The following is a 17620-nucleotide window of genomic DNA, read 5'->3' as shown; positions in this document are numbered from 1 at the left end:
AGGTGGTTCACTTTCATCCGGCGAGCTATGCTCACTTTATCCCGGCACATGTGGTATACTATGTCCGTTGTTTGCAGTCTTGCAGGGCTTGTTCTGTGGCTTCTTGAAATAAGTGGAAATGTTTCTCATACCATTTGAAAACGTGACCGAAATACTTGTTTTCATACTCTGACATTTTAGAGTAATGATCTGGTTCAACATTAGGATACCAGTAATCTCTATAATACTGTTCTTTCATAGCTTCAAAGCGTAGCTTTGGACTATGGGTTTTAAACTGGCTCAATGATACCGTAAGGTATTTATTGATTTCATTGTTGTTGAGGTGTTGGGTTCTTTTGTAAATGGTTTGAACAAATTCACTCAATAAAGGACCTTCCATAAATCGGTTGAAATAATCAGGGTCAAATTTGTGTTCTTCCCAAAAGTTATCAAACTTATGCTTGTACTCAACTGCTTCAATTGAAATTCTTAATTCCAATTCTTCTACTAAAAATATTTGCGGTGCTTCCATACTTATAATTTGATTTTGATTTTGTTGGCAGCTTCCACCTTTTTCTCGTTGATAACCTTTGCGTATATCTCGGTAGTAGAAAGGTTTTTATGCCCTAATAATTTTGAAACTGTGTAAATGTCTGTGCCTAAAGTCAACTGAAGCGTAGCGTAAGTATGACGGGCACAGTGGAATGTGATGTGCTTATTGATGCCAGCATCAATTAACCAATCCTTTAAGTAGGTTTTGTTCCAGTTGCCATATTTAAGCCCTGTAAATACCTTTTCTTTTGGTTCTTTCTGTTCTCCTAAAAGTTCTCTTGCTTCTTCGGCAATAGGTAAGGTTTCTGCTCCGTTGGTTTTTTGTTGACGAAAACGAATGAAGTAGCCTAAATTATCTGAGTGCTGAATTTCTGACCATTTTAGTTTCTCAATATCCGACCACCTTAAACCAGTTAGACAAGAAAAAATGAACATACGCTTTAGCGTTTCATTTCGGCAATGAGTGTTGGCTAACTTCTGTAATTCTTCAAGGGTTAAAAATTCACGCTCAACATCATCCTGTGGAAATGGTTCTACTTGTTCCGCTGGATTAAATTTGATTAAGCCCTCTTTTAAAGCCTGTTTGAGTGCAGCTCTCAATTTGTTGAAATAGCTGTATTTTGTATTGAGTGAAATTCCGTCACCTGTTTTGGTTTTGGCTTCATAGTCCAGGTAATCTTTGAATCCTTCAACCCATTCTTTATCTAAACGCTCAAAGGTTACATCTTTAGGATTGTAGGCTTTTATCAGAATACGGACAGCATTCCAATTGCCATAATTACCCAAGCTGGCTTTTTTCTTTTCTGTAAGGGCATCAAAAAACTCAAAAAAACTGCCTTTCAATTTCTCTTTATCTCGGAAGCCGTAAATGCTATTTTGAACTTCTAAATGCCTTTTACTTCGGATGCTCTCAGCCAATTCAAGGATTTTTTTGTTCTCGTCCTTTTGGGCTTTGGTTAAACTTCCTTTGTCGGGTTCGGGTGTGAGGTATAAACCTAAATGTTCATACTCTCGTTTGCCTTGGTCGTAGTAGTCAAGGTAGAGGGTAATCTTGTTACCCTTTTTGCGTTGTCTTAATGTTATTTTCATTGCTCATCAGTTAAAAAGATTATCAATTTCGGAACGTGGTATAATGGTTCTTCTGCCCAGCTTACCTGCTTTTATGTCTTCTCTTTGAATCATTCGTTGAATTGTCCATCTGCTTGCACCTAATAAAATGGCAGCTTCTTGAACGCTTAAAAACTCCTTATCTCTAAGATTGATAAAATTGCCTGTTTGAATTGGCAGGCTTTGCAGACTTTGCAAGTTTTCGGAATTTGCAGAAGTAACGGATTTGATTTGCTCCTTTAGAGTAGAATCTACTTTCTCATCTCGCTTACGTTGTTTGTATGCTCTACTGGCACATTTGTGACTACAAAAGCGGGTTGTGGTTTTTTGGGCAACAAATGCCTGGCCACAATGTTGGCAGAATTTCGGAATTTTAATATTACTACTCATTTGGTGCTTATTAGTGCCTGATGTTGCTCGGTGGTGCTGATTGGTGCATCATTTCACCAGTACCTTTCAATTTGTGGCTTTGGGCAACAAATTTGTTGTTTGAGCAACAACTGGGCAACAAAAATAAGCAATAAAGTGCAATTGGGCAACAAATAAGGGAAGAAAGTGAACCTATAAACCTAACAATAGTAGGCAGTTAGCAAATAAGAGAAGGATAACTACTTTCCGATACAAAAATTGGCAAAAATGTTCCCTAACAGGTCATCTGAGGTTATTTCGCCCGTAATTTCACCAAAATAATTCAATGCCTCACGAATATCCATAGACAGGAAGTCGCCCGAAAGTCCATTGTCTAATCCTTCTCTCACCTTGTCTATAGCCTCTAGGGCTTTTAATAGGGAATTATAATGTCTTACATTGGTCACAATAGTTTCATTATTGCGCAGGGCACCCCTATCTACTAATGCTACTAAGGTGCTCTTAAGTTCCTCTATTCCAATATGCTGTTTGGCCGAAATTGTTTCTGGTTTCAGGTGTAGTGTGTCAAGCTCAAATTTTATGGCAACTAACTTACTTTCAGACAGTAGATCCACTTTATTAAGCACAACAACAAGTGGTTTTTGCGGGTATTTGTTTTTTATTTTTTCTACCTCTGTTTTAAAAGAAGCTAAACGATCAGTCGTCAACTGCGAACTGTCCATTAAAAATAAAACGACTTCAGCACGAGCTATATTTTCAAATGTTCTTTTTATACCTATACTTTCTATCACATCCGTTGTTTCACGAATTCCGGCGGTATCAATAAATCGAAAACCGATGCCTCCAATACTAATTTCATCTTCTATGGCATCTCTGGTAGTGCCAGCAATTTCGGAAACTATCGCTCGCTCTTCATTCAATAAAGCATTTAAAAGCGTCGATTTCCCTACATTGGGTTCCCCGACTATGGCTATCGGGATTCCATTTTTAATAACATTACCCACCGCAAAAGAATCAATGAGTCGTTTTAAGGTATGGGTAATTCTTTCAAGAAGGTTGTAAAAATCCTTTCTATCGGCAAACTCCACATCTTCTTCGGCAAAGTCGAGTTCTAGCTCTATTAGGGATGCAAAATTGAGGAGTTCGTCTCTTAGTTTTTTTATTTCTGAACTAAAGCCACCACGCATTTGCTGCATGGCAATTTGGTGACTTGCTTCGTTATCCGATGCGATGAGATCGGCCACGGCTTCGGCCTGACTCAAATCTAATTTTCCGTTTAAAAAGGCGCGAAGGGTAAATTCTCCCGCGTTGGCTGCCCTACAGCCATTGCGCAAAAATAATTGTATAATTTGTTGTTGTATATACGGGGAACCATGACATGAAATTTCCACTACATCTTCACCGGTGTACGAATTCGGGGCTTTGAAAATAGATACTAAAACCTGATCTAGTACGCGCTTGTCCTCCTGAATATGGCCTAAGTGTAGGGTGTGACTATTTTGTTGGGTTAAATCTTTTTTGGGTGTCGACGTAAAAAATGGCGTGGAGAGTGCAATGGCACCTTCACCGGATATTCTGATTACTGCTATAGCACCCGCACCGGAGGGTGTGGCCAAAGCAATTATAGGGTCGTTGGGAAGCATTACTACAATATTTTAAGCAAAAATAAGCAAAACACGGTTGCCTATTTCCAAGAAAGTAAAGGCATATAGTCTTAAGATATTGTCCGTTGCCTCAATATTTTAGGGTACGCACTCGTGGTACCAAATGCGGGTGTCTTGCTGTTTTAGATGATCAATAGGTTGTGCTTAGGTATTTAGCATTACCGGCATAACCAGCATGATCACATTTTCTCCTTCATCCAACCCATCTACAGGAGTAAGGATTCCGGCACGGTTGGGCAAACTCATTTCTAAGGAAATGTCATCTGATGTAAGGTTGTTCAACATTTCTACTAAAAAACGAGAATTGAACCCTATCTGCATATCATCGCCAAGATACGAACAGGTTAAGCGTTCCTCTGCTTTATTGCTGTAGTCTATATCTTCGGCAGAGATATTTAACTCGGCACCGGCAATTTTAAGCCTAATTTGGTGTGTGCTTTTGTTAGAAAATATAGAAACACGACGCACGGAACTAAGAAGCTGGTTCCGGGCTATGGTCAGTTTATTGGGATTTTCTTTCGGAATTACCGCTTCATAATTGGGATATTTTCCATCGATTAACCTACAAACCAATTCAGTGTCTTCAAAACTGAACTTCGCATTGCTATGGTTGTATTCTATCTGCACATCTGCTTCACTTCCCGCTAAAATCGATTTTAAGAGATTCAGCGGTTTTTTGGGCATAATAAACTCCGCTACTTCCGAGGCTGTTACATCCGTTCGTTGGTATTTTACCAATTTATGGGCGTCCGTAGCCACAAAAGTTAATCCTTCCGGCGAAAACTGAAAAAAGACGCCACTCATCACAGGACGCAGGTCATCATTTCCTGTAGCAAAAATGGTTTTGGTAATGGCTGTAGCGAGAACATCGCCTAAAAGGACTGTTTTGCTTGGATCTTGAAGTTTTACAGCCTTGGGGAATTCAGACCCGTCTGCATAGGCCAACGCATACTTTCCGTAATTAGAACTTATTTCTACGGTATTATTAGCCTCTACCACAAACGTTAAGGGTTGCTCCGGAAAGGTTTTAAGGGTTTCTAATAATAGGCGGGCTGGAACAGCTATGACGCCCGTGCTTTCAGATTCTACCTTTAAAATAGAACTCATGGTAGTTTCCAGATCAGAGGCAGAAACGGTAAGGGCATTTTGGTTTAGGTCAAAAAGAAAATTGTCTAAAATAGGCAGTGTATTACTGCTGTTAATGATGCCACCTAAAACCTGTAATTGTTTCAGTAAATACGTACTAGATACTATGAATTTCATTCGTTATTTTTTTATTGAATCTTATTTCACCCTAAAGTAAAAATCAAGCAACTTTATGTATTAAAACAGCCCAAAATAGCCTTCATCCCAAAAAACAAAGATATTTTAAATGTCCTTTTCAAGGAAACAAACTTATTAACAGCTACCGACTGTATTTTTTACGCCGATATAGCGTAAAAAACCAGCCCAATAGTATGGTTAAAAGTACGGGAACGCCAATATTAATAACCTGCCATTTTATTTTCTGAGATTCTATTTTTTCGGGATCTAATAAGGGAATGGTCACACGTTTGTTACGAATGTTTATAAGTCCGGTATCATCAAGCATATAATTAATACTGTTTACTAAAAATTCTTTATTGCCATAAAAACTATTCGTCCATTTGTCGTATCCCAATTCTAAAGGTCGGCCATTTCTAAGTTGATTTTTGATGAGGTCGCCGTCTGCAATGACCATCATTTTATTCAATGGCCCCATTTCTTGTGTCCCTTTTAACGAAAGTGGTTTAATCCTATTGGTGAAAGCCGATGAAAAAGCACCCTCAATAAGAACAGCCAACGGTTGATCGCCTTTCGTATAGTGTTCTCTTTGCAAAGGTGTATTAATAATATCGAGGCTTATTTGCTTGGGTGTGCCATCTGTTTTGGAAAGCGGAGAACTCCACAGTAAAATTTCTTTGGTATACGCATTAGGCAGGGTATCTATGGCATTGGCAAATTGAAATCGCAATGCTTCCATATTTTTGTTGATGGGATGTGTATTGCGCGAAAACACCAGAGGATGGTATACCCAAGGCATGGGGTTGTACTGCGCCTCGGTGGCTTCACCCGTAGCCAGTACAATTTGCGTAAAGTACATATCATTTATAAGTACCGGATTGATGCGTATGCCATATTTAAAAAAGAAATCATTGAGGTTAAGATCTCTTGGAAACGCCATGGAGCTTCCCTTTTCATTAAAAAGACTGTCCAATTCTATGGCCACCTGATCAATCAGCCAAATACTCTTTCCACCGTGTACCACATATTGATCCATCACATATTTCTCGGCCTCTGTAAAAGCTTCTGTAGGCTTTGCTATGAGTGCCAAATCGTATGTTTTTAGTTGGTCTAATACTTTTTGAGGATCGTTTGCCACAGAATCCAAAGTAATAGCGCCAATATTATAATAGTCCCGAATGGCCGTGAGATAATCTGCGATGTACCTATCGTCTAATTCCCCGTTACCTTTTATAACGGCGACTTTCTTTTTCGCGGTCAAATTCAGTTTATAAAAGGCGTCGGTAAAGGCATATTCTAAATGTTGCACGGAATTATTAATACGCTCCTCAGTGGTGGCGCCTAACTTATTTTTCAATAAAGGTACTTTTACGGTGTTGTCTCTATAGTTTACCATGGCCCATGGAAAGAGTATTTCTTGAGAGACTTTTCCGTTTTCTTCAATGGTACTATTTACCGGAGTTAGTCCTAAACCCTGTAATTCGGCAATTACCGCATCGGCCTGTGCACCATCTTTTAGGGGGTCTATAAAATTGAATTTAATGTTGGCATTCTGAAAAGCGAATTCTTCTAGAATTTGGCGGGTTTCTACCTTTAATTTTAAAAATTCTGAAGGAAGATTACCGTCTAATAGCACATCAATAATCACGGGGTTTTTAAAGCCTTTAACCACCTGCAGTGCTTGTTCGGTTAGCGTGTAACGGTTGTCTTCGGTGAGGTCTATACGGGTGTGTAGCACACTCGCCAAAACATTAATAAGAATTACGGCGGCTAATAGCTTAACACTCAAGGAAACCTTTGTGTTCATGAGCGTTTCGTATTTTGTAATTGAATTACGGTTAGCGCTAAAAATAAAAAGGATAAACTGACAAAGTACACAAGATCACGAGAATCTAGAATGCCTCTGGTAAATCCATCAAAATGACTTTTCATCCCTATATTTTTTAGCAGCCACCCAAAATTGCCCGTTGGGAAAAGGGTTGCAGCAGCGTCGAACCCATAAAAGAGTATAAAACACAATACGGTTGCGGTAATGAAAGATACAATTTGGTTGTCTGTTTGTATCGATGCAAAAATACCGATGGCCGCATAACAAGCAATTAGCAGCAATAACCCAAAATAGGAGCCTAAAACCACACCCATATCTACATTGCCTTCTGTAATTCCTAGACGAAACACGGTAAGGACATAGAGTAGGGTAGGGAGTACTGCCAATATGGCCAAAGTTAATATCCCGAAAAATTTGCCTCCAACTACTTGGCGAAGCGGTATGGGTTTTATAAGCAATAACTCTAGGGTGCCTAATTTTTTTTCTTCCGAAAAACTCTTCATGGTCAAGGCCGGAATTACAAACAGGAAGACCCATGGTGCTAACTGAAAAAAGGGCTCTAAGTCGGCAAAGCCGTAATCAAATACATTAAAAGCGCCTTTAAAAACCCACAAAAAAAGCCCACTAAGAATCAGAAAAAGCCCTATCACCAGATACCCTACCGCAGACGTAAAAAAAGTAGTAATTTCTCTTTTAAAGATGGCTAACATTGTATTCGATAAAAATTATATTCAAAATCGCCTAAGTGCAGTCGTTTTGAAACCGCAAAATGGACGCTAAGGGTATTTTAAAATTGGTTCAAAACTAGTACTATTTTCTTTTTTAATATTCCATTTTTTTAAAACGTACCCAGTTCTATAAAAAATGTACCATAATGGTGTCTCTAAAATCTAAGCCCAAAAGGGTAGAGGCACCACCCACCGTATTGAGATCGCTCTTGTAAATAGCCAATTCTATATAATCTGATGAGTTAAAAAGTGCCAAAAGATCGCCCGGGCCTTTTCGCTGATTTTTTTCTAGATCAAAATTGATAATATCGCTGTATTTTTGATGTATTTTATTGATTTTTTTATTTCGGGCAACCAATTCATAGGGTCGTCCTTTTCGATATGCTTCAAAAAGGGATTTTTGAATATTTGAAACTACGTTACCATAATTATCAATATAAATAACACTTCCGATAATGGTATTGCCATTGTCCGTAATTCGGGGCGAAAATTCTTTTAAATCCTTTAGCGCGCTATATGGTTTACCTATAACGTCTAGGACGCCGCCACGTGCAATATGGCAGGCTACCGTTACAAAAACATCGAGCTCTTGAAAAGAACTTTGAACGGTATTTGGGATCTGTATTTCCACAATTTTATCAGGTTTTATTTCTGAGGTTATAAGGCAAATAACCCCGTTATTGGCACCAATAAAATAATGCCCGTCTACAAGAACTACAATATGTTGATTTTCTATAGTCTTTTCGGCATCTATTCCAATGATATGTATGGTTCCTGATGGGAAATTTTTATACGAATTTTTAAGGATATAAGCGCATTCATGGATATTAAAGGGGCTAATGTCATGCGAAATATCAACGATGCGGATATCATTTAATGCACTGTAAATAGCTCCTTTAATGGCGCCTACGAAATGATCTTTGTGTCCATAATCGGTCGTTAGTGTAATTATTGCCATGGAGCACTGTTGATATGTTTTTGGTTAGGCAAACTGATTTTTTACTTATGTTTGTTCAACAAAATTACATAAAAAACTACGAACCTTACCATATATTAAAAACATAACATTTTAATCTTTGCATTCTTTGAACGAACTTATCATAGAACTTACAGACATTAGTCCGGCCGATTTTTTTGGACTTCAAAACGAAAATATTGATATTTTAAAAACGTTTTTTCCAAAGCTAAAAATTGTAGCTCGTGGTACAAAAGTTAAGGTATATGGCGATGATGAACAACTGGATGAGTTTGATAAGCGATTTGAAATGCTTACAACTCATTATGCCAAATACAACAAGTTAGACGAAAATGCCATAGAGCGCATATTAACAAGTAACCGAAGCGAAGATTTAGAGACTTCTCAAAGTAGTGGCGATATTCTTGTGCATGGTGTTAGTGGCAAGCTCATTAAGGCGATGACGGCCAACCAGCGAAAATTGGTAGATGCGGCACGACAGAACGATATGGTTTTTGCTATTGGTCCGGCAGGTACCGGAAAAACCTATACCGGCGTGGCATTGGCCGTAAAGGCGCTTAAAGAAAAACAAGTAAAACGGATTGTACTTACCCGGCCGGCTGTTGAGGCAGGAGAAAATTTAGGATTTTTACCGGGCGATTTAAAAGAAAAATTAGACCCGTACATGCAACCGCTCTATGATGCGTTACGCGACATGATTCCCGCAGAAAAACTGGGGCAGTACATAGAAAATGGCACCATACAAATAGCACCATTGGCCTTTATGCGAGGCCGCACCTTAGATAACGCCTTTGTAATTTTGGATGAAGCACAGAATACAACCCATGCGCAAATGAAAATGTTTCTAACGCGCATGGGACGCAATGCTAAATTTATGATAACTGGCGATCCCGGACAAATAGACCTTCCACGACGTGTAATATCCGGATTAAAAGAAGCGCTTCTAATCCTTAAAAATATCGACGGAATTGAAATGATTTATTTGGATGAAAAGGACGTAATTCGGCATAAATTGGTAAAAAAAGTAATTGATGCGTATAAGGATATTGAACATCAAAATTAAGAACTAAAACTATGGCGCATTCTACCCTTCTAAACACCCATTTTAAATTTCCAAAACAGTACAAAGTGTATAAGGGAAAAGTAAGGGAAGTATATTATTTAGAAAACGATATTTTGGTGGTAGTAGCTACAGATCGGCTATCGGCCTTTGATGTAGTGATGCCCAAAGGTATTCCTTATAAGGGACAAATTTTAAATCAGATTGCCACCAAAATGATGCAAGCCACCAGAGATATTGTGCCCAATTGGCTCCTGGCGACACCAGATCCTAATGTAGCCATTGGTCATGCCTGTGAGCCTTTTAAGGTGGAAATGGTGATTCGTGGGTATTTATCCGGTCATGCCGCTCGGGAGTACGCACAGGGCAAACGGGAGCTTTGTGGCGTGCCGTTGCCGGAAGGGATGAAAGAGAACGACAAGTTTGCATCGCCCATAATTACACCCGCTACAAAAGCAGCAATGGGCGATCATGACGAAGATATATCCCGGGAAAGTATCATTGAACGCCAAATAGTTAGTGAAGAAGACTACGCCGTTCTAGAAAATTATACCCAATTGTTGTTTCAACGAGGTACCGAAATAGCGGCAAAAAGGGGACTTATTTTGGTAGATACCAAATATGAGTTTGGCAAAACCAAAGAGGCAGCCATTGTGCTGATCGACGAAATTCACACGCCCGATTCGTCCCGCTATTTTTATGCGGAGGGTTATGAGGAGCGCCAAAAACAAAATGAGCCACAAAAGCAACTTTCTAAGGAATTTGTGCGGCAATGGCTTATTACTAATGGATTTCAGGGGCTTCCGGGGCAACACCTCCCTGAGATGACCGATGCGTATATACAGACAGTATCTGAAAGGTATATAGAGTTGTATGAGAACATTACCGGCGAACCCTTTGTAAAGGCATCTATTTCAAACATTCAAGAACGTATAGAATCCAATGTTTTGGATTATTTAGCGCAACATACCTAAATACCGGTCAAAGAGTCGACAATGCTACATAAAACCTATCGAATTCTGAGTATTTTACGAAGCGTAACCACCTTTTTATCCCTAAGTTTGCCAAGTACCTTTAAAAACACCAAGGCCGTAATATACGCATCGCCTAATGCCGTGTGCCTATCCTTTTTTGAAATATCAAATTTATCGGCCAATTCATCTAGGGAGTACTGCTCTTTTTGGGTTAGCAAGGGCGATCGTATCAGTGTTTTTTTGTAAAGGGTAGAGGTGTCTAGCACCCTATTTTTTAATTTAGGAAGTCCATTACGACTCAAGGCACGGTTTAGCATGTTCAGGTCAAATTGGGCATGGTGGGCTACGATAATAGCGTTGCCTACATAGGCCAGAAATTGTTGTAGTGCTTGGTACTCAGAAATGCGAGGATATTCCCCTTTTTTTAAAATGCAATGCACTTTAGCGGTTTCTACGTTGTAATAATCCTGATGCAAATAGACTTCAAAAACAGCATTTACGATAATCGTATGATGTTGCAAACTTAGGGCGCCTATAGATAAGATGCGGTCGTTGTTATAATCAAAACCGGTGGTTTCAGTATCGAGTACCACAAATCGTTGTTCCCAAAGATTGTCGTTGGGCTTTTCTTTAAAAGCAGCTTCATATGCTTCCCAAAATGCAGGCAGTGGGGGCTTTTTTTTGAAGATCGATATCATCTTATGAGGGTTGAAACTTTGAAACGTAGACTCACCAATTCTTGTATTTCTTTTATGGTTTTAAAAGTACGTTTTAATTTTACTTTTTCTTCTTTGGTTAAGCTCTCCAAGACAATAAAGCGGCCAGAATCGTTATGCAATAATCCTTGTTTGGTTCTAAATTTTATTAACGCCTTGGTAGCGTACGAACAGGCAAGGTAGAGCTCTTCGTTGTTGGGCTCTAAGGCCGCCAATTTCTCAAAGCGTTCCGATGTATTGTTTATCGATTTTATAGCGTGCGATAGGATGAGCACGCGGGCGGCATCGGTTAAGGGCATTAGTGCCCTTCTTTTTACATCAAAGGTGTCTTTTTTCTCCCCATCCTGCTCTACTAGAAATTGCCTAAAAAAGCCGGTTGGGGAAGGATTTTGAAGTGCTCCTGCGGCTAAATGGGTATAAAAAATGGGGTATTTTTTTGTGATTTCAAAAATGTGCTCGGACAGTGCATTTACTAATTGAACATCGCCGTAAGACAAATTGTAATCGAAAAATATAGATGAAAGCAGCACCTCATCCGTACCTGGATTCGTAATCCAATGCGAAATTAATTGCGTCCATTCGCCCAAACTCAGACACCATTTTGGGTTAGAGGCCATCATCTCTGCCGGACAATATTCATACCCTATGGTACGTAACCCTTTGGTTACTTTTTCGGCGAGTTTTAAAAAATAGGATTTTGTCTGTTCCAGATGTGATTCCGCGACATTTTCAAACACTAAGGCATTATCCTGATCGGTATGGAGGAGTTGTTCACTGCGTCCTTGACTTCCCATAGCCAACCAAGCAAATTTCACCGGCGGTGCGGTGGGCATTTCACTTAAGGAGAGGCTAATAATTTGCTTTACGCAAGCATCATTGAGTTCAGAAATAATTTTAGAAATGAGGGTCATTGGGATATTTTGATCTAAATAACCGCTCAGCAAATTCATAATACTATTTCGAATTGGCTTTATTGATTTTATTTTTTTAGCCCTTTTTATGGCTTTTAACAGAACAGCGGGATTGTTTCCCAAGGCCACCATGATGTCGTGCTTAGACAACACACCTACGATTTCCGTATTGGGTGTGCCATCTTTAGTTAAACATAAATGACTAATGCCGCTTTTCATCATGGCCATTTGCGCCTGCGTAATGGTCATTTTTTTGGGATATGTAATCACTGGTGAGGTCATAATATGCTTGGCAGCAGTATCAATGGATTGTACCCCGGTAACGATCTGGTTTCGTAGGTCTTTGTCGGTGATAATGCCAATGGGAAGTTTGTTTTGTACCACCATCATGGCACCAACCCTTTTCGCCGTCATGGTCTTTGCTATGGATTTTGCCTCAGTTTCCGGGCTACAGCATACTATTTTTTTAGAATATTTTATGGGTTGCAAATCCCATAAGCGGTTGGGCGACTCCTCTGAAACCGTGGAAATTCCTTCCTTAAAAAATGAATTTCTGTAGCTTTTGGAATACGGATTCCGGGTGTTTGATGCAAAACTTTCCATTAAAAAATTACCCACTTCCCGGTTCTTTACAATATAGGGTTTAAAGACGGAAATAGGAATGGCATACAGAATACTCTCTTCATGAGCTTTGGCACTTATCTGATAATTTTCGTTAGCAATCAAAGGACGTAGACCAAAAATATCGCCTTCATCACAAATATCCAGCATTTCGGCCTCGTTGTTTTTTTTAAGCGCAATGGCACCCTTATTTACAACGTAAAAACAAGCATGGGGCGGCTCATTTTCATGAAATACAACACTTTCTTTTTCCTGATAAACAATGGAAATTTCCAATGCCAAGTTGGCCAAATCGGTAGCTCCCAAATCATAAAACGGGGGAAATTTTTTAAGAAAATCGGCAACCCTCTCCGAGATGATATTTTGCATGGTTTTAATTTAATGCTAAAGGTACTTTTTTGATGGCTGAAGCAAAAGAAATGTGAATGAATTTGGAACAATTTTCCAGCTTTCTTGGTTAAGGATGCAGCGGTGCCTATGGGTTTAATATTTAATTTTACCTGTTGTTCGTTTTTACTTGGTTTCTTTAATTTTTGCTTTGGTCTAAAGGCTAAATCGAAGAAATCTTCATTACTTCCTTCAGGATTGAGGCAAATAATGAAGATTTTAGGAACAACTAAGCACTACATAATCAAAATGCACAACAAGGTAATTTTCTTTAAAATAAGTGGGTAAGGCGTCTTATAGAAGCTAATAGTTATGTACTTTTATGAGGTTGAAATTCTTAACGTAAAAGCATGGGGTTGTTTGTTCTATTGTATTTAGCGTACCCCATGGTACAAAAATCAGTAAAAAGAAGTATAGCATGAAGAAAGGATTTTTAATAGACATGGACGGGGTTATCTACAGTGGCGATACCATGATTGAAGGGGCCGATGCTTTTATTGCAGCCCTACAGAAGCAACATATCCCTTTTTTGTTTATGACCAATAATAGCCAACGCACGCCTTTAGATACCGTAAATAAGGTGGGGAAAATGGGAATAAAAATTAAAGAAGAAAATGTGTATACCAGTGCCATGGCAACGGCGTGGTTTTTATCTTTTATGAATCCCAAGGGTACGGCGTATGTGTTGGGAGAAGGTGGACTCATTACCAGTTTGCACCAACAAGGATATACTTTGGTGAATCAGAATCCCGATTTTGTTGTTGTGGGCGAAGGCCGTAATTTCACTTTGGAAATGGTAAACAATGCGGTTGATATGATTTTGGGTGGTGCCAAACTCATTGCTACAAACCTCGATCCATCACCCAAAAAAAAGGGTTGGTCTAATTTGGGCATTAAGGCTGTCGTGGCTATGATAGAAGAAGCCACGGGTAAAAAGGCGTTTTCTGTCGGAAAACCGAGTCCGGTTATGATGCGCGCTGCACGGAAGACATTGGGCTTGGAAGCCCGAGAAACCATTATTATCGGTGATACTATGGATACCGACATATTAGGTGGGGTGCAATTGGGGTATACTACCATTCTTACGCTATCCGGGGTTTCTAAAAAAAACACCTTGGATGATTATCCCTTTAAACCCGATATGATTATCGATTCCGTGGCAACTTTGGATCTAAAAAAAGCCTTGGAAATGCAATAAGGTCTTAGTGGTTTAGCAACTCCAAAATTTTCTCCCAAATAGGGTCACTAACAGGCATGCCTTTTTTTAAGTTTTTAGCTTTCGTTTGTAAGGCGCGTTCGCCAGGATAATAGATGTGGCTACCCTCAGGCATGGGAGGCACATCTTTGGTGTACGTTATAATTTCGTTCAATAGTTTTTCTCGGATAGTACGATCTTGAAAAAGATCCGGTGCTATGCAAAGAAACACCTGCGAAATTCCGGTTTCATGCCCTTTTAAACTTATTTTATAGGTAGAATCTCCGGCCGATAAAATGGTGGCCAACATGTCTAAGACCATTGAAAGCGCCGATCCTTTCCAATACCCAATAGGTAATCCGCGTTCTTTCCGTAAAATTTTTTCCGGATCATGAGACAGCGTATTGTTTTCGTCCCATCCGCCAGGAAAGGGCAATTTTTCCCCTTTAAGTTTATAATCATTAATCTTGCCGAAGGCAAATTGAGAAAGAGCCATATCGAGCACTACATGACCTTCTTTTCTGGGAATAGAAACAACAAACGGATTGTTTCCTAATCTGCTGTCCATGCCGCCCCAAGGCGGCATATTGGGCTGCGTGTTGGTAAATAGAATAGATATGCAGCCTGCATCGGCGGCGTGCCATCCGTAATAGCCACCGCGCATCCAGTGGTTGGTATTCCGCAAAGCCACCAGCCCCATGCCATGTTCTTTAGCCAGAGCTATGGCTCTTTCAGTGCTTTTTAGGGCATTGATAATGCCGGGACCCAAATGCCCATCCCACCGTTCTATAGCGCCCAAGGACTCGGACTTTTGGGCTTCGGCAGCTACCTGTACAAGGCCTTTTTGTACGTACGCTATAAAAAGTGGTACGCGGTTAATGCCATGGGAATGTATGCCACACAGGGTGTTTTCTGTGTACACCTCGGCGAGGATATTGGCTTTTTCTTCAGAGAAGTCAAATTTGCGGAAGAGTCGGAAAAGCACATCGTGCATGACCGTATGAGAAATTTGCATGGTTTTGAGTGTTAAATTTCTACAAGATTGTACAACGTCTTGCCAAACCCTAAAAATAGGGCTTCCTATTTTAACTTTTCTTGCTTTTTAGAAATAAACCTTTCTAGAGCGATGTTGTAGTTTTGAGCATCGTTTAAATAAGGGAAATGACCTTTCGCTTTTAGCGTAATCAGGCTTGCCTTGGGATACGATTTTTTGAGCAGTGCTCTAAGATTTTCAGAAACCAAGGGATCATTATCAGATTCTATAATTTGCACCGGAATGGAATCGCTAATTTTAATTTCAAAAGGATCTATGACGCAATAGTATCTGTTAATAAACGTTTCTTTGGTTACTCCATTTCCCAGTAATTCATTGAGAAAAGCGTTAACAATAGGTGCGTTATTTGCCGCTGGAATTACATCTGTATTATATTTTTCACGTATTTTTTGTATCACAAGCCACTCCGGTAACCATTGCATGATGTCTACCAAAGATTGATTTTTTGTTTTGTTTTCGGTGTTTGGAGGAAAGGAATTGCCAATGGAGGCTTTTATGATTTTGTCCGGATGGTTCACAAGCAAATACTGGGTTAAATAACCTCCCAAGGAACTGCCCACCAAAATGACTTTATCGATTTTCTCTTGCTTTAAAATAGCTAAAAAACCTGCGCTAAGCTCTTCCAAGGAACGTACTTCCGGATAGGTGAAACTAAGGGTCTTATACGTAGTTTTGAAATGGTAGATCTGTTGCCACCAAATGTCATAAGAACCTCCCATGCCATGAAGAAACACAATGGTGGTGTCGGCCTTACCTGCAGTATGATATTTCCAACTATTTTTTCCAATGCGTACCTCTTTTGTGGGTTCCTGCCTGAACTTTTTTAACGATTCCGAGATGGCATCTTTAAGGTGGTAGTTTTCTTCAAAAGTGTATTTTTTTGTAGGCCAGAGATAGGCAATCGTAATAAGAATTATAATGCCGATAAAGAGTTTCGTTTTCATTTTATCTTTTTAATCTAAAGATTCCCCGACCCTTGGGTCGGGGTTTCCTATTTACCTCTCCTTTGGAGAGGTCGGAACTGTCTTTTTGCAGTTCCGGGTGAGGTGAAATACAAAATTTCGGTTTTTGGCCCAAAGGCCAAAATGAAACTGGCGAAATACCCCTATGGCTTGCCTCGGGGATAGTCAGTTTCAAGAATTTTTTTATTTGAAGTACAATTATGATGCTTCCATTGCGCTTAGAATGAAATGCCTTGGTGACAATTTAGATGGGTTAAGTAAAACACCTGTTGACCTTTATTCGTCTAGTATAAATATAATCCAAACTCAGGCTGTCTGTAATTCTAGAAGATTTTTAGTATTCTACTAAAAAAACGGATACAAATGCATCTACTCAAAAATGATTACTCGGTTCTCATAAATGCACCTGTTTCAAAAAAAACAAATCAGAGCATCTACTACATACGGATTGCTAATTTTAGCCAAAAAAGGGTTATGAACTCCTCATAACCCTAAAATAAGCGAAATTGTTTATAATGCGTTTGCACCTGCTTCCGCCACAGCATGGTCGTTTTCTACAGTACTACCAGAAACACCAATAGCTCCTACAACTTCTCCTGTAGCGTTTTTTACGGGAATGCCACCTGGAAAAGAAATTAATCCACCGTTGGAGTGTTCTATACCAAATAAGGAACCTCCTGGTTGCGAAAGACTTCCAATTACGCCTGTGGGCAAGTCAAAATAGCGAGCTGTTTTTGCCTTTTTTAAAGAAATATCGGCAGAACCCAGCCATGCGCCGTCCATGCGAGCAAACGCCAATATATTTGCTCCGGCATCGACCACCGAAATATTCATTTTTGTGTCTAGGGCTGCTGCTTTTGTTTTTGCAGCTTCAATCATTTTCTCTGCTTGTGCTAATGTTAAGTTCATTTTTTTGATGTTTAATGTTGCCTCAAAAATCGTGAATCTGTGTATTTATTTAAGTTCAAAAAGTATTGAAAAAAGTTCAAATATGCCCTTTAAGTTATTTTTATACTTCTTTTGGACTAATTCCAAATTCATTTTTAAAGGCAGTACTAAAATTAGAAAGCGTATTATAGCCAAATTTCTTATGGATTTCAGAGGGCTTTTTTTCCTTATTTTCTAACATGTGTTTAGCCATGGCAAGTCGTTTTTGCACTAACCATTTACCCGGATTGGTGTTGTATTCCATTTTAAAATATAATTACCCCCATCCTTAGGACAATAAATCTTTAAAAATAAGTTTTATGATGGTGTTGAAAGAGGGGGGTCCG

17 protein-coding genes are annotated in these 17620 nt (G+C 39.3%); 3 read left to right on the top strand and 14 right to left on the bottom strand.

Annotated features, from left to right (window positions below; genetic code table 11):
• Nucleotides 1-58: 58 nt before the first annotated feature.
• The 8 genes from U1E44_RS16175 to U1E44_RS16140 form a co-directional block, all read right to left on the bottom strand.
• On the bottom strand, nucleotides 59-511 hold the full coding sequence (locus tag U1E44_RS16175; RefSeq protein ID WP_322932156.1) for a hypothetical protein: 453 nt from the start codon (nucleotides 509-511) through the stop codon (nucleotides 59-61).
• 2 nt (nucleotides 512-513) lie between these two features.
• Nucleotides 514-1620: a site-specific integrase gene (locus U1E44_RS16170; protein WP_322932155.1), complete on the bottom strand. Its 1107-nt coding sequence runs from the start codon at nucleotides 1618-1620 to the stop codon at nucleotides 514-516.
• 6 nt (nucleotides 1621-1626) lie between these two features.
• Complete coding sequence (locus tag U1E44_RS16165) at nucleotides 1627-2028, bottom strand: helix-turn-helix domain-containing protein (protein WP_322932154.1); 402 nt, start codon at nucleotides 2026-2028, stop codon at nucleotides 1627-1629.
• A gap of 218 nt (nucleotides 2029-2246) precedes the next feature.
• Nucleotides 2247-3650: a tRNA uridine-5-carboxymethylaminomethyl(34) synthesis GTPase MnmE gene (gene mnmE / locus U1E44_RS16160; RefSeq protein ID WP_322932153.1), complete on the bottom strand. Its 1404-nt coding sequence runs from the start codon at nucleotides 3648-3650 to the stop codon at nucleotides 2247-2249.
• Nucleotides 3651-3815: 165 nt separating this feature from the next.
• The gene (gene dnaN / locus U1E44_RS16155; RefSeq protein ID WP_322932152.1) at nucleotides 3816-4934 is read right to left on the bottom strand and encodes a DNA polymerase III subunit beta; all 1119 of its coding nucleotides are present in this window, start codon (nucleotides 4932-4934) and stop codon (nucleotides 3816-3818) included.
• A gap of 142 nt (nucleotides 4935-5076) precedes the next feature.
• Nucleotides 5077-6741: a gliding motility-associated ABC transporter substrate-binding protein GldG gene (gene gldG, locus U1E44_RS16150; protein WP_322932151.1), complete on the bottom strand. Its 1665-nt coding sequence runs from the start codon at nucleotides 6739-6741 to the stop codon at nucleotides 5077-5079.
• The gene (gldF, locus tag U1E44_RS16145; RefSeq protein ID WP_322932150.1) at nucleotides 6738-7472 is read right to left on the bottom strand and encodes a gliding motility-associated ABC transporter permease subunit GldF; all 735 of its coding nucleotides are present in this window, start codon (nucleotides 7470-7472) and stop codon (nucleotides 6738-6740) included. The genes gldG and gldF overlap by 4 nt, the downstream gene beginning before the upstream one ends.
• Nucleotides 7473-7617: 145 nt before the next feature.
• Nucleotides 7618-8448, bottom strand: a complete 831-nt coding sequence (locus tag U1E44_RS16140; RefSeq protein ID WP_322932149.1) for an SAM hydrolase/SAM-dependent halogenase family protein — start codon at nucleotides 8446-8448, stop codon at nucleotides 7618-7620.
• A gap of 127 nt (nucleotides 8449-8575) precedes the next feature.
• Here U1E44_RS16140 and U1E44_RS16135 point away from each other — a divergent pair, with 127 nt between their 5' ends.
• Together U1E44_RS16135 and U1E44_RS16130 are read left to right on the top strand one after the other, a co-directional pair.
• On the top strand, nucleotides 8576-9529 hold the full coding sequence (locus U1E44_RS16135; RefSeq protein WP_322932148.1) for a PhoH family protein: 954 nt from the start codon (nucleotides 8576-8578) through the stop codon (nucleotides 9527-9529).
• Nucleotides 9530-9540: 11 nt separating this feature from the next.
• Nucleotides 9541-10500, top strand: coding sequence for a phosphoribosylaminoimidazolesuccinocarboxamide synthase (locus tag U1E44_RS16130; protein WP_322932147.1), 960 nt, complete (start codon nucleotides 9541-9543; stop codon nucleotides 10498-10500).
• A gap of 35 nt (nucleotides 10501-10535) precedes the next feature.
• Here U1E44_RS16130 and U1E44_RS16125 read toward each other — a convergent pair whose 3' ends face one another.
• Together U1E44_RS16125 and U1E44_RS16120 are read right to left on the bottom strand one after the other, a co-directional pair.
• A complete protein-coding gene (locus U1E44_RS16125; RefSeq protein ID WP_322932146.1) occupies nucleotides 10536-11198 on the bottom strand; it encodes a 3'-5' exonuclease in 663 nt (220 codons plus the stop codon).
• Entirely contained in the window at nucleotides 11195-13117 is a 1923-nt protein-coding gene (locus tag U1E44_RS16120) for a DUF294 nucleotidyltransferase-like domain-containing protein (RefSeq protein WP_322932145.1), read from the bottom strand. Before U1E44_RS16120 ends, U1E44_RS16125 begins: the two co-directional genes overlap by 4 nt.
• A 436-nt stretch (nucleotides 13118-13553) precedes the next feature.
• On the opposite strand from U1E44_RS16120, the gene U1E44_RS16115 reads away from it, so the two are divergent.
• A complete protein-coding gene (locus tag U1E44_RS16115; RefSeq protein ID WP_322932144.1) occupies nucleotides 13554-14333 on the top strand; it encodes an HAD-IIA family hydrolase in 780 nt (259 codons plus the stop codon).
• Between the two features lie 4 nt (nucleotides 14334-14337).
• Here the strand turns inward: U1E44_RS16115 and yiaK are convergent, their stop codons facing one another.
• The 4 genes from yiaK to U1E44_RS16095 all read right to left on the bottom strand — a co-directional run bounded on the left by yiaK (nucleotide 14338) and on the right by U1E44_RS16095 (nucleotide 17538).
• A complete protein-coding gene (gene yiaK / locus U1E44_RS16110; protein WP_322932143.1) occupies nucleotides 14338-15345 on the bottom strand; it encodes a 3-dehydro-L-gulonate 2-dehydrogenase in 1008 nt (335 codons plus the stop codon).
• A gap of 65 nt (nucleotides 15346-15410) precedes the next feature.
• Complete coding sequence (locus U1E44_RS16105; protein WP_322932142.1) at nucleotides 15411-16328, bottom strand: alpha/beta fold hydrolase; 918 nt, start codon at nucleotides 16326-16328, stop codon at nucleotides 15411-15413.
• Nucleotides 16329-16856: 528 nt separating this feature from the next.
• Nucleotides 16857-17255 carry a GlcG/HbpS family heme-binding protein gene (locus tag U1E44_RS16100; RefSeq protein ID WP_322932141.1) on the bottom strand — a complete coding sequence of 133 codons (399 nt, stop codon included), beginning with the start codon at nucleotides 17253-17255 and terminating at the stop codon, nucleotides 16857-16859.
• Nucleotides 17256-17355: 100 nt separating this feature from the next.
• On the bottom strand, nucleotides 17356-17538 hold the full coding sequence (locus U1E44_RS16095; protein ID WP_322932140.1) for a helix-turn-helix domain-containing protein: 183 nt from the start codon (nucleotides 17536-17538) through the stop codon (nucleotides 17356-17358).
• Between the last annotated feature and the right edge of the window lie 82 nt (nucleotides 17539-17620).

This window comes from Aurantibrevibacter litoralis, from assembly GCF_034651555.1.
In the GTDB taxonomy this organism is placed as follows: Bacteria; Bacteroidota; Bacteroidia; order Flavobacteriales; family Flavobacteriaceae; genus Aurantibrevibacter; species Aurantibrevibacter litoralis.
The sequence above is the reverse complement of the archived record's forward strand: the minus strand, read 5'-3'. Positions and strand labels throughout refer to the sequence as shown.